Origin of the sequence: Moraxella sp. CTOTU47724 (genome assembly GCF_032014955.1) — a bacterium.
GTDB classification, from domain to species: domain Bacteria; phylum Pseudomonadota; class Gammaproteobacteria; order Pseudomonadales; family Moraxellaceae; genus Faucicola; species Faucicola tetraodonis.
Genome location: NZ_DALZSV010000066.1, coordinates 1 through 11,540, shown reverse-complemented (window position 1 = coordinate 11,540; position 11,540 = coordinate 1). Strand labels below are relative to the sequence as shown.

Below are 11,540 nucleotides of genomic sequence, written 5' to 3'. Positions count from 1 at the left end.
GACCTAGGGCTTTGTCTTTTACCCGTGACACAAAATCGCGCGTCACTGGTAAGGCGACATCCGCTTCTAGTAGTGCCATACGCACTTCACGCAAGGTGTCTTTGATATTGTCTTCAGTTAGCTGCCCTGTACCAGAGATACTACGTAAACTCGTCGACAGGCGTTCGGTTAAGGTTTCAAACATATAATTTCTCTAATCTATTGCTATCAATTTTATAATCTTACTATTTTATGCTAAATTAGCTAAAACTGCTAATATAATACCGATAAAATCGCGATTTGTTGCATGGGTCATGCTAGTATAACCATCGCATTTTGCACGTATTTGATGATTTTTAATGAGGCTAGGGTGTTTGTAATCTTTGTACTTGCGTTAGTCTGTTATGGCTTAACTACCGTCTATTTGATGTGGGCAGTTACGCAACAAAAGCCCATCCGTAAAGGCATGGTGCTTGGGCAATTGCTGATTGGGTTATTGGGTCATGCAGTGGTGTTATATCCTGATATCATTACCCAAGGCGGGCTAAACTTTAATATTTTTAATGTCGTGTCGTTGACGACATTGTTTATGCTGTTATTTTATTGGGGATTTTGTCTTTATCGTCAAATTTTGCCGCTTGGGATTTTGGCAACGCCATTGGCATTCTTGGGTATGATGATTGGTTTTTTTGGCGATGCACCGTATCACCCGCTATCAACCATCAGCCCTATCTTACAAGCCCATATCATCATGTCTTTGGCTGCCTATTCGGTACTATTTATGGCAGCGATTGCCGCGATTATGCTACGGCTACAAATCAGCGAACTCAAACGTCAAACCTTTCACCGTGTCTGGGTCGATAAACTACCTTCACTCCAAAGCATGGAAGCCTTGCTGTTTGATATGATTACTGTCGGTTTTGGCCTATTGTCGATTTCGCTGTTGTTGGGCTTTATCGATACTACCAATTTACTGGCGCAGCATTTGGTACACAAGACTGTGTTTAGCCTGTTGTCTTGGCTGGTATTTGGGGCGTTATTGGTTGGACATTGGCGCTTTGGCTGGCGAGGTCAACGCGCGGCTAATATGACGCTATATGGTGTGATTTTGCTTGGCTTGGCGTTTATCGGGACGAAGTTTGTGTTGGAGCTGATTTTAAACAAATAAAAACCCCAATTTTATCGCTAAAACTGGGGTAAAATGCCGCTTAACTAAGTGATAAGTAAGCGGCTAAATTAAATAACTAGCAATTAGTTAGCCAATTTTGATTGTACGTAGCTGATAGCACTTTGCACCGTGGTCAATTGTGCGCTGTCTTCGTCAGGAATGGTAATACCAAATTCGTTTTCAAAAGACATCACCAATTCAACAAGGTCAAGTGAATCTGCACCGAGGTCATCCATAAATGAAGATTCATTTTTGATGTCTTCTGCATTCACGCCTAATTGCTCAGCTACTGCGGCTTTTACTTTTTGTTCGATTTCGTTACTCATGCTTCTCTCCTTGCATTGGGGTATATGATATATCGAGTAAACTACATATTAGAGCATATTATCATGCTCATTGCCTATTTCAAAATAAAATAATGCAACCTGTTACTATTTCAAAAACTGTATTTTAAGTTCAAAAACTGTATTTTAAGGCCCGTTAGGTTGGTGTTTGGCAGGCTAAACCATTTACATGTACATGCCGCCATTGACGTCAAGCACGGTGCCGGTAATATAACCTGCTTCTTCACTGGCCAAGAAATTTACCGCAGCTGCGATGTCTTCAGGTTTGCCAAGTCTGGCTAGCGGGACGGCATTAAGCATGGATTGAATCAATGCTTCACTAAGCTCGCTGGTCATGTCGGTGTCGATAAAGCCTGGTGCCACACAGTTGACGGTGATTTGGCGTGACCCAATCTCCCGAGCCAGTGAGCGGGTAAACCCTTCAATACCTGCTTTGCTCGCCGTATAGTTGGTTTGTCCGGCATTGCCCATCGCAGCGACTACTGAGGTGATATTAATGATACGACCTTGCCGCGCTTTCATCATGCCTTTTATGGCGCGTTTACTGGTGCGAAACACCGAGGTCAAATTCACGTCGAGCACGCGCTCCCAGGCATTGTCATCCATCCGCATAAGCAGTCCATCTTGGGTAATGCCGGCATTGTTGACTAGCACCTGTACATTGCCAAATTCTTTTTCAATGCTATCAAATAACTGGTTGATTTGCTCGGCATCTTGCACATTGAGCACACGACCTGCGCCACCCAATTCTTGTAGGTAATCATTGACTGCCGCTGCGCCTTTTTCACTGGTAGCAGTGCCGATGACAAGATAGCCTTCATTTGCCAGACGTTTGGCGATTGCTTGACCAATCCCACGACTAGCGCCTGTCACTAATGCAATACGTTGAGTCATATACTTCCTTGGTTTTTTTATTGGGCTGATAGTTGTTGTTTTATATTGTCTAGTTTGGCAACTGTATCGGTTGCTAGTGTGTTAATTTTCTGCGCTTGGCGTTTGGCTAATCCTGTTAGCACACTACCGCTACCACATTCGATTTGTAAGCTGATTTGTGCGTCTGCTAAATTATTCTCAATAGTCGACCATAGCACGGGCATATTGAGCTGCTCAATCAACGCTTGTTTGATTGCGGTCACATCGTTTTCTACCCGCGCATGGCGATTTTGTATCACAGGAATGCTCGGTGGGTTAAATGTCACGGTTTCTAATTCTGTGGCAAGCTTATCGGTGGCAGGTGTCATCAGCTGGCAATGTGACGGTACACTAACTTTAAGCGGCATGCTTTTTTTACCGAGCGCAACGATTTTCTCTGACGCTAAATCCACGCCTACCACATTGCCTGCAATCACCACTTGCCCTGGCGCATTAAAATTGGCTGGGCTGACCACTGCCTGCGTATGCGCCGCCACCACAGCATCACATATTTGTTGTACATCTTCATCAGGCAGACCTAAAATCGCTGCCATTTTACCTGTTTGTGATTGCATGGCTGCGCTCATATACTGACCGCGTTGATGCACCAGCTTTACCGCATCTGCCAAACTCAATACCCCAGCGGCACACAGCGCACTGTATTCGCCCAGTGAATGCCCTGCAACATATGCCGGCTGTAAATCAAGCTCATCGCGCAGCACTCGCCAAATCGCCATACTAGCGGTCAAGAGTGCAGGTTGGGTATACGCAGTATCATCCAAAGACGCGGCACCTGACGCCCCTTGGCATATCGCCCACAAGTCAAACCCAAGGGCTGTTGAGGCTTCATCAAACGTTGCTTTGACAGTAGGATACTGGGCTGCCCAATCTTGTAGCATACCCACACTCTGCGAGCCTTGTCCTGGAAAAATCACAGCATATTTCATAGGTGCAGCATTGTCTTTTGCTGAAGTGGCTGGTTGATTTGCGCTGGCTTGGCTTTGCATTGGGTTATCCATAATGTCCTAACTTATTATCTTGTACTGCTTTATTTGTACTGCTTAGGTTGTACTGCTTATGTTGTATTGCGTCTACTAGAGCGCTAAAAAACATGGTTAAAAAAATTTGCTTAGGCGAGTTTTTGGTCGATTACTTTACCAAAAGTTATCAGCAAAATCAAAATGGGTCATCAGCTTGGATTGACGTTATAAGCTTATCAAACTTAACTGGCAATAATATAACTTACTATCGAGCCAGCAGGTAAAAGTAAGCCAGTAAGTTTATGTGTACAATTGTACTCTGATTATTATGGCATATTGAAAAAAAAATTCTAGTTTTTTCTTTCGGGTATTTTAAAATCTAGGACGGTTATGTGCGATTCACTATTATAAGGTGATAGTAAATTTTTATTTTAAGACTGGACAGGCATGATGTGGTATGGTTATTTTAGCCATGCCTTTTTTTATTGTCTAAATGTAGTAAAAACACTACAATATAAAAATAATGAGGGGCTATAATGACAACTTACACGATTAACCAAACAAATATATTTAGCGATTGGCTTAATGACCTAAAAGACCCTATAGGCAAAGCAGGCATAGCGATAAGAATTAAACGGGCTGAAAGTGGTAATTTTGGGGATTGTAAGCTACTACCTAGTACAGGCGGTATATATGAAATGCGAATATTTAAGGGCAATGGCTATCGAATATATTACGCCCAACAAGGCGAAACGATTTATTTATTATTGATGGGCGGCGCAAAAGATAGCCAGCAAACGGATATCAACAAAGCCGTGAAATTATGGCAAACCATACAACAGCAGGATACTACAGACAATGACCACAACTAACCAACCTATTAAAATCAGCCGTTTTGATGTGGCAAGTTATTTAACTGATGAAGCCACCATACAGGCGTATCTTAATGAACTGCTAGAGGACGGAACGCCAGCCCAATTTGTGCAAGCCCTTAACGATGTTGCTAGAGCAAGGGGCATGAATGACGTAGCCAAAGGGGCAAATATGGGTAGGACTACCCTATATAAAACCTTACAATCTGAAAAGCCACGTTTTGAAAGCCTAGCCAAAGTATTAGACAGTTTGGGCTATCAATTACAAGTCGTAAGTAAACACGCCTAACTACTTTTTAAATGATTGGGTGATGGTTAAACCTTTGCCCTTTTTTATTGCCCAAACATCGCCACATATATCAACGTTAAGGCATTAGAGAAGCAAATTTAGCACCGATACCACAGGCATGGGCATAACGCGAATGGTAAGTAATGAGCGGACTTTTTGCAGTGCCTAAAACGCATTCAGCGCCATCAGTACTGAACGCTGGCAAAACTATCTAATCAGTAATTGCTTGCCCATAACTTATCGTATATAGTAAAAATCCAACTTATGTAAGGGATTGAGTATGAAAAAAATATTTTTAGTTTTACCGCTAGTATTTATTCTAACAGCTTGTTCTACCGCTTATAGCCCTGCAAATTTTGATGGCGGTTATTCAAGCACGATGTTAGCCAAGGATAATTACATTGTCAATTTTCGTGGCAACGAAGCTACATCATCAGAGAAAACGAGGGATTTAGCGTTACTACGTGCTGCTGAGATTGCGATTGATAACGGTTATCCATATTTTGTAGTTTTAAATGGTGGCACTCGCGAAAAATCATATACTTCACAAATAGCACCAGGTAACATTCAAACGAATGTGTATGGTGGTTATGGATATAATGTTGCTAATACTACCTATAACAATCCTGTCATGATGGATTTTAGTCAGTTTAAAACCGAGCTAAGCATTAAAGCCTTTAGCAAAGAGAATGCACCTAGTAATGCGCTAGAAGCGGCATATATTGTTAATGAAATGAAGAAAAAATATAAGATTAAGTGATATCTTAACCGCATACACAGCCCACTCAAGCAATGGGGCTTTTATACTCAAAATTTTTATGAGATAGAAATATCAAAGTTTTCAAATAAACTAAATTACTTGAATTAAAAACCCAGTATTATCAATGCTTACAAATAAAAAAAGGCTGATGATAATTCATCAGCCTTTTTGGTGCTTAGCCAATGCATACTAAGCTATGTCAAAGCCCTGCATTTTGCGCTAATTATTCAGCAACGGCTGCTACTTTGAATAATTGACGACCACGGTAAAAACCGTCTTTGGTCGCATGGTGACGGATGTGTTTTTCACCGGTAGTTGCATCTACAGCAACAGCATTGATTGTGATGCGGTCGTGTGAACGACGCATATCACGGCGTGAACGGCTTTTACGGTTTTGTTGAACAGCCATGAGGTTAGCTCCTGTGCTTCTCGCTATTAAAACATCGTTCCCTTAACCTCATTACATCATCATGCAAACAACTTGATATCGATATTTGGCATGGATATAAGGCAAACTATTGGAACAGACAATCAGATAAATTTATAAACGCCATATTATACGTAAAAAAACCCATTTAGCAAAGCCTTAACCGACATTTAGTGGCAAGTTTTTGTTACTACGTGTATGACAGCGTATATACTGGCGTTGTTCTTTTTAACTTTTTAAGCTTGCCAGTACAGCAAACGGATTTTCTTTTTCTGCCACTGCCTCTGGCAACTCGCCCACCTCAGTGACTGCCATTTCGCAGTCATCATGCTTGGGCGCTAATGGCAAATCGACCAATAATTCATCTTCAATCATCGGTAATAGCCACAGTTTATTGTCATCCGTTAGCTCATCAACCAGGATGATTTCTGTGCCTTCATCAAGCAATGCGACGTGATTTTCATCTTCAAGTAGCGCAAGCTCACTATCGACATCTAGACTCACTGCGACGGGGTCTAGGCAGCGCTGGCAGGTTTGCCAAAGCACGCCCGTGGTGTGTAGTTGCCAAAATACCACGTCGCCTTTTTTCTGAATATCTAGTATCACATCCAGTGGCTGATCGTTGTCATGATGTTCATCACCCAAGGCATAGATACGTGGTAAATCCTTGAGACTCACCTCGCCTTCCCAGTGATAATGGTTATCGTTGTTATACTCCCAACGTGCCAAATCAATAAACTTGACCAAGCTGGCACTAGAGCCAATCTCACTGGTGGTGTTATTGGCGGTTTTGGATGAGGCAGTTGTTGGTACATCTTGCGATGATTGTGCTGGCACGTTTGATGAAGAATGTAGCGTCATTTCACCGCTCCTTTCAGTTATATTGCGTTGTAGTATAAAGCATACTGACGTCCATTGCATGGTAGCATGTTGTTGGCGTGATTTCCTAGTCGATGCGGGCGGTTAAATTGTATAATAGCAATTTTTATCGACCCTACTTTTGCTATGTCCACACACCTATCGCCACTATCTGCACAAATATCATTACCAACCCTTGCTATTTTTCCCTTTATGACGCTGCCTTTTGTCAGTCAATTCGCGGTGGCGCCTGTGTTAGCCAATGATATGGACACCACTGTGATTGACCAACAAAGGGCGCAGTTAGCATTAAAGGTTAATTTTGTGCCCGTACTCGCCAGTATATCAAAGACAAAAAATCGCCCTTTGATTGACTATCAATGGGTATCGGTGGAAGCATTACAAGTGCAATGGCTGATAGGTTGGTTCAAACTGTGGTTTTGCCATCGTGATACGATTTTGGTCAAAGGCGGGCATGAGCCTGAATATTTTGCCGCGACCGATACCGAGCCTGCCAAAATTGTGTTTGCGCATGGATTTTTTGCCAGTGCTTTGCATGAAATTAGCCATTGGTGTATGGCAGGTCAAAAACGCCGATTGCTCAATGACTTTGGCTACTGGTATGCGCCCGACGGACGTAATCAGCAGCAGCAGCAACAGTTCGAACAAGTAGAAATCCTGCCGCAAGCGATTGAATGTTTATTGACGCTGGCTTGCAACAAACCCTTTAGCGTGTCTAAAGATAATTTGTTTGCTGATTTTGATACCAGTCAGAGCACTTTTGAAGCCGATGTACAAGCCCAAGCGGTAAAGTTTTGGCAAACGGGGCAAAAACTGTCAACCGATGCCAAAGTGTTGCTAAGCCAGTTAATCAAACTGCGCCCGCTACCATTGACCTCGTTTGATATCTATCACAATTTTATCAAAGTTAGTTTTTATCAAAGTTAATTAAGCCAATAAAAAAGGCAGTGTTCAATGACTGCCTTTTTTATGCGGGATAAAAACTTAATCTTCTTTATATTTGTCATGACAGGATTTACAGCTAGCCCCCAAATCGCCAAATTGGGTTCTGATGCCATCAACACTGGTTGCAGTCGCAGCAGCGGCATTGAGGGCACTGGCAGCAGTTTTAAATTTATCAATTTGTTGCTGGAACCCTGCAGGATCTCGCCAAATTTCATCTTTTGCTTCACCGCCTTTGGCGGTCTCTGGATAATGCACCCAAGGGTTTTGGTTAAGTTTCTCGGCGGCGGCTTTGACTTGCGCGGCATCAAATTTGCTTGGATCTTTGACCATGGCGCCAATGGTTTGGTTGGTTTTTTTCCAATCTTTCATGATTCTTTCGCGCGCTTTTTTGTGGTCTTCTGGTGTCATGTTAGGGTCAACTGCCGTGGTCGACGTCGTTGTGGTACTTACCGTAGCGGTTGCCGTTGCACCATTTGCGCTAGCGGTAACTGTGGTAGCAGGCGCTGAAGCGGTAGTTGTGGTTGTGGTTTCTGTTTTTTTATTACAGCCTACCAGCGCCATCGCAACGATTAATGGGGTGGCAAATTTTAATGCAGTCGACATCGTCCTTTCCTTCCGTGTTTTTGGTTTATATTGGTTTAATAATTAATGTTATTATCAGAGTGTGGATTAATAATACTTAAGGATTTTAACAAGTATTGGCAAAAAAATTATTATGATTTGGTAACTAAGCCTACCCACTGTGTGAGATAGGGTGTGGTTTTTTGATTAAGTGCTTTGTAATTTGATTGCCTTGCCTTGGGCTTTGATTGGCTTACCTTGCATGACGGCTTGGGCGATTTTGATATGTTTAGGGTCATGAAAACCTGTGATGTGATACAAGGTTAGACCGTCAGCATTGTAGATGGTCATGCTATCGGTAGTGGGCTCAATGCTATCGCTGGGCAATAATTGATAACTTGTGACGTTAGCACCTTGGTGATGGCTAAAACCCTGTTGGGTCAGTCGCAGCTCACCCCCTGCTAAAGTCGCCACCTCTTTTTTTCGGTTGAATGATTGCCACGCAACACCTGCGATGATGGCTAGTAAAATCATCAGCGAGCCGATGGCAACTGAGAGCATTTTAAATGCCATCAATAGCCCTACCACAGCGATTGCGATACCCACCCACAGTATTTGGGTCAGCTTGTTTGGTGTCGCCACTTGACTTTGCAAACCAATGGTAACGCCTGTGTCGGTGACTTTTAACATAATCATCTCTATAACGATTTCAAGGGCGTATGTGCTACGCCCTTACTAGCTAGCCTGTCTTGTTAGGCTGTTTTACCAACCTAGCACCGCTTGTTGTTCGGCAATCAGCTGTTTGATGCCTTCTTCGGCAATCGCTAGCATTTCATCCACTTGCGCACGGGTAAACGGTTTTTCTTCGGCAGTGCCTTGAATCTCGATAAACTCGCCTTTTTGGGTCATCACGACGTTAAGATCTGTGTCACAGCTTGAGTCTTCGCTATAGTTCAAATCCAATAGCACCTCACCATTTTTGATACCCACAGAGACCGCTGCCACCAAGCCTACCAAAGGATCGGCTTTGAGTTTTTTGGCGGCTTGCAATTTTTCTAATGCATCGACCAATGCCACAGCCGCACCGGTGATACTGGCAGTACGGGTACCGCCATCGGCTTGCAGCACGTCACAGTCGATATGGATGGTATTTTCCCCAAGCTTTTCAAGATCTAGCATCGCCCGTAAGCTACGACCAATCAACCGCTGAATCTCTTGGGTACGACCTGATTGTTTACCTTTGGCGGCTTCGCGTTGGGTACGCTCGTGGGTCGCGCGTGGCAACATACCGTATTCAGCGGTAATCCAGCCTTTACCTGTGCCTTTGAGCCAGCGCGGTACTTGGGTTTCGATACTGGCGGTACATAGCACTTTGGTATCACCATAGCTGACCAACACGGCACCTTCAGCATGTTTGGTAAAGTTACGCACAAAACTAATTGGGCGAAGTTGGTTGTTTTCACGATTATCGATACGCATAAGATTCCCTAAAAGACCGCCTTGACGGTTTGGTAGATAGTTTTTAAGCAATGGGCAAAAATTACAGTGGTTTTATGCTACCTTGCCAACCCAGTTTTAGCAAGACAATTCCGTCGGCAACATCGCAGGTTGCTATTCAAGTCCTTCGCGCTTACGCAGCTCTTTACGTAAAATTTTACCAACATTGGACTTGGGCAGACTATCGACAAACTCGACATAGCGTGGGCGTTTATAGCCACTTAAGTGCTGTTTACCAAACGCCAGTAGTTGCTCAGCGGTGACGCGGTTGTGTTTTCTGACCACAAATATTTTGGGCTCTTCGCCGCGCGTCGCGCTTGGTACGCCAATCGCCACACACTCAAGCACATCGGCATGCTCGAGCATCACTGACTCAATCTCATTTGGGTAGACATTAAACCCTGACACCACAATCATGTCTTTTTTACGGTCAACGATTTTGATAAAACCGCGCTCATCAATGATACCAATATCGCCCGTGCGCAAATAGCCTGTCGCGGTAAACGCATTAGCAGTCTCGACAGGTAGATTGCGATACCCCACCATCACTTGAGGGCCTTTGACGGCGATTTCTCCGCGTTCACCAATGCGCACAGGTTGGTCATTGTTATCCAATAAGATGATGTCAGTGGCAGGGGTTGGCAGCCCGACTTTGTTGGTAAATTCTGCGATAGTTAATGGATTAAAGGTAATCACAGGCGCGGTTTCTGAGAGCCCATACCCTTCGATAATCGGCAACCCTGTGATGGTATGCCATTTTTTGGCAACGCTAGGTAGGATTGCCATGCCGCCGCCAATGGTGGCTTTGAGTTGGGAAAAATCGAGCCTTCGAAATTCAGGATGCTGTATCAAGGCGCTAAATAGCGTATTGACCCCCAAAATAAAATGCGGCGGTGTACGCCTTAGCGTATTGACCAGTTCATTGATATCACGTGGATTGGGCACCAGCCTTGATGCAAACCCACGATACAAAATAAAAATACAGCAAATGGTGAATGAAAATACATGATACAGCGGTAATGACGCCAAAATAATATCTTCCTGCCCTTCTTCATCGTACGCGCTGCGAATCAACGCATCGATTTGCAGCAAATTGGCAATCACATTGCCATGACTGAGCATCGCACCTTTTGCCGTCCCTGTGGTACCACCGGTATATTGAATTAATACGATATGCGATAACGTGAGATTTGGGCGCTCATAAGCCTTGCTAGCGCCCGCTAATAACTGACTAAAATAAATCCAATTACCTTTTGGCGGCAAATCGGTGGTCGCTGAGACTAGATTGATTAACGCGCCTTTGAGCTTACCTTTTAAATCGCCCAAACGACAGATGATTAAATGATGTAAATCGCGGTTAAGGTTATCGCCAATGTCTTTGTAGGTATAAATAAATTTATCTAGTATAAATAACGCCTTGATATCGGCATCATCCATTTGGTGCTCAAGCTCGCGACTGGTGTAGGAAGGATTCATACTCACCAGTACCATGCCAGCACGGATGACGCCAAGGGTAATCACAGGATATTGCAAAATATTGGGCAACATCACGCCAACCGCGTCACCGACCTTGAGCCCTAACTGCTGTAAATAAATGGCAACTTTTAGACTCAGTTTATCTAGCTGCTCGTAACTAATCTCTTGATCATCGCAATAATACGCCACTTGCCGCGCATGTTTGGCAAACCCCGCTTCTAAGATGTCAATCAGCGACGTTTGTTCATCTGGCATATCGATGGTACTACAAATGTTATAGCGCTCGTAGCTAATCAGCCACGGTTGCTGATTTTTTTCCCATTCATACATCTCATGCATCGGGCGCTCATTGATTGGTGAAATAGCGTCATCCATAAACTCAGTATTTCTCGTAACAGCCTAGTGGTATGCCCAATTTTATAAGGTTAGGCGGGCGCGATGCAATAAAAAA

General features: G+C 43.6%; 15 protein-coding genes. 5 read left to right on the top strand and 10 right to left on the bottom strand.

What is annotated here, in order from left to right:
• A partial coding sequence (locus RTR63_RS10460; RefSeq protein WP_312524127.1) for a signal recognition particle receptor subunit alpha occupies positions 1–184 on the bottom strand: 184 nt, incomplete at its 3' end.
• 165 nt (positions 185–349) lie between these two features.
• Here RTR63_RS10460 and RTR63_RS10455 point away from each other — a divergent pair.
• Positions 350–1,147, top strand: a complete 798-nt coding sequence (locus tag RTR63_RS10455) for a cytochrome C assembly family protein (RefSeq protein WP_312524125.1) — start codon at positions 350–352, stop codon at positions 1,145–1,147.
• Between the two features lie 83 nt (positions 1,148–1,230).
• Here the strand turns inward: RTR63_RS10455 and acpP are convergent, their stop codons facing one another.
• From acpP to fabD, 3 genes are all read right to left on the bottom strand, one after another.
• Positions 1,231–1,473 (bottom strand): acyl carrier protein, encoded by a 243-nt coding sequence (acpP, locus tag RTR63_RS10450; protein WP_007115622.1) that lies wholly within the window; start codon positions 1,471–1,473, stop codon positions 1,231–1,233.
• A gap of 183 nt (positions 1,474–1,656) precedes the next feature.
• Positions 1,657–2,385, bottom strand: coding sequence for a 3-oxoacyl-ACP reductase FabG (gene fabG, locus RTR63_RS10445; protein ID WP_312524123.1), 729 nt, complete (start codon positions 2,383–2,385; stop codon positions 1,657–1,659).
• A gap of 17 nt (positions 2,386–2,402) precedes the next feature.
• Entirely contained in the window at positions 2,403–3,350 is a 948-nt protein-coding gene (gene fabD, locus RTR63_RS10440; protein ID WP_409418213.1) for an ACP S-malonyltransferase, read from the bottom strand.
• 569 nt (positions 3,351–3,919) lie between these two features.
• On the opposite strand from fabD, the gene RTR63_RS10435 reads away from it, so the two are divergent.
• The 3 genes from RTR63_RS10435 to RTR63_RS10425 all read left to right on the top strand — a co-directional run bounded on the left by RTR63_RS10435 (position 3,920) and on the right by RTR63_RS10425 (position 5,304).
• On the top strand, positions 3,920–4,255 hold the full coding sequence (locus tag RTR63_RS10435; protein WP_219332176.1) for a type II toxin-antitoxin system RelE/ParE family toxin: 336 nt from the start codon (positions 3,920–3,922) through the stop codon (positions 4,253–4,255).
• Positions 4,242–4,544 carry an addiction module antidote protein gene (locus RTR63_RS10430; RefSeq protein WP_312524120.1) on the top strand — a complete coding sequence of 101 codons (303 nt, stop codon included), beginning with the start codon at positions 4,242–4,244 and terminating at the stop codon, positions 4,542–4,544. Before RTR63_RS10435 ends, RTR63_RS10430 begins: the two co-directional genes overlap by 14 nt.
• 280 nt (positions 4,545–4,824) lie before the next feature.
• Positions 4,825–5,304: a CC0125/CC1285 family lipoprotein gene (locus tag RTR63_RS10425; RefSeq protein ID WP_219332174.1), complete on the top strand. Its 480-nt coding sequence runs from the start codon at positions 4,825–4,827 to the stop codon at positions 5,302–5,304.
• Positions 5,305–5,527: 223 nt separating this feature from the next.
• Here the strand turns inward: RTR63_RS10425 and rpmF are convergent, their stop codons facing one another.
• The gene (gene rpmF / locus RTR63_RS10420; RefSeq protein ID WP_007115626.1) at positions 5,528–5,713 is read right to left on the bottom strand and encodes a 50S ribosomal protein L32; all 186 of its coding nucleotides are present in this window, start codon (positions 5,711–5,713) and stop codon (positions 5,528–5,530) included.
• 246 nt (positions 5,714–5,959) lie between these two features.
• Complete coding sequence (locus RTR63_RS10415; RefSeq protein ID WP_312524118.1) at positions 5,960–6,592, bottom strand: YceD family protein; 633 nt, start codon at positions 6,590–6,592, stop codon at positions 5,960–5,962.
• Positions 6,593–6,736: 144 nt separating this feature from the next.
• Between RTR63_RS10415 and RTR63_RS10410 the strand changes: the two genes are divergently transcribed.
• On the top strand, positions 6,737–7,537 hold the full coding sequence (locus tag RTR63_RS10410; RefSeq protein WP_312524116.1) for an elongation factor P hydroxylase: 801 nt from the start codon (positions 6,737–6,739) through the stop codon (positions 7,535–7,537).
• A 57-nt stretch (positions 7,538–7,594) separates the two neighbouring features.
• Here the strand turns inward: RTR63_RS10410 and RTR63_RS10405 are convergent, their stop codons facing one another.
• From RTR63_RS10405 to RTR63_RS10390, 4 genes are all read right to left on the bottom strand, one after another.
• Positions 7,595–8,158 carry a c-type cytochrome gene (locus tag RTR63_RS10405; protein WP_100285152.1) on the bottom strand — a complete coding sequence of 188 codons (564 nt, stop codon included), beginning with the start codon at positions 8,156–8,158 and terminating at the stop codon, positions 7,595–7,597.
• A 165-nt stretch (positions 8,159–8,323) separates the two neighbouring features.
• A complete protein-coding gene (locus RTR63_RS10400; protein ID WP_312524113.1) occupies positions 8,324–8,806 on the bottom strand; it encodes a hypothetical protein in 483 nt (160 codons plus the stop codon).
• Positions 8,807–8,878: 72 nt separating this feature from the next.
• Positions 8,879–9,595, bottom strand: a complete 717-nt coding sequence (rph, locus tag RTR63_RS10395; protein ID WP_203172379.1) for a ribonuclease PH — start codon at positions 9,593–9,595, stop codon at positions 8,879–8,881.
• A gap of 132 nt (positions 9,596–9,727) precedes the next feature.
• Positions 9,728–11,464, bottom strand: coding sequence for an AMP-binding protein (locus RTR63_RS10390; protein WP_312524111.1), 1,737 nt, complete (start codon positions 11,462–11,464; stop codon positions 9,728–9,730).
• Between the last annotated feature and the right edge of the window lie 76 nt (positions 11,465–11,540).

Coding starts and splice junctions, on each gene's coding strand:
- RTR63_RS10425 (WP_219332174.1), top strand. CDS start 4,825: ATGAAAAAAATATTTTTAGTTTTACCGCTAGTATTTATTCTAACAGCT.
- RTR63_RS10410 (WP_312524116.1), top strand. CDS start 6,737: ATGTCCACACACCTATCGCCACTATCTGCACAAATATCATTACCAACC.
- RTR63_RS10430 (WP_312524120.1), top strand. CDS start 4,242: ATGACCACAACTAACCAACCTATTAAAATCAGCCGTTTTGATGTGGCA.
- rpmF (WP_007115626.1), bottom strand. CDS start 5,713: ATGGCTGTTCAACAAAACCGTAAAAGCCGTTCACGCCGTGATATGCGT.
- RTR63_RS10435 (WP_219332176.1), top strand. CDS start 3,920: ATGACAACTTACACGATTAACCAAACAAATATATTTAGCGATTGGCTT.
- acpP (WP_007115622.1), bottom strand. CDS start 1,473: ATGAGTAACGAAATCGAACAAAAAGTAAAAGCCGCAGTAGCTGAGCAA.
- fabG (WP_312524123.1), bottom strand. CDS start 2,385: ATGACTCAACGTATTGCATTAGTGACAGGCGCTAGTCGTGGGATTGGT.
- RTR63_RS10415 (WP_312524118.1), bottom strand. CDS start 6,592: ATGACGCTACATTCTTCATCAAACGTGCCAGCACAATCATCGCAAGAT.
- RTR63_RS10390 (WP_312524111.1), bottom strand. CDS start 11,464: ATGGATGACGCTATTTCACCAATCAATGAGCGCCCGATGCATGAGATG.
- fabD (WP_409418213.1), bottom strand. CDS start 3,350: ATGAAATATGCTGTGATTTTTCCAGGACAAGGCTCGCAGAGTGTGGGT.
- RTR63_RS10405 (WP_100285152.1), bottom strand. CDS start 8,158: ATGTCGACTGCATTAAAATTTGCCACCCCATTAATCGTTGCGATGGCG.
- rph (WP_203172379.1), bottom strand. CDS start 9,595: ATGCGTATCGATAATCGTGAAAACAACCAACTTCGCCCAATTAGTTTT.
- RTR63_RS10400 (WP_312524113.1), bottom strand. CDS start 8,806: ATGTTAAAAGTCACCGACACAGGCGTTACCATTGGTTTGCAAAGTCAA.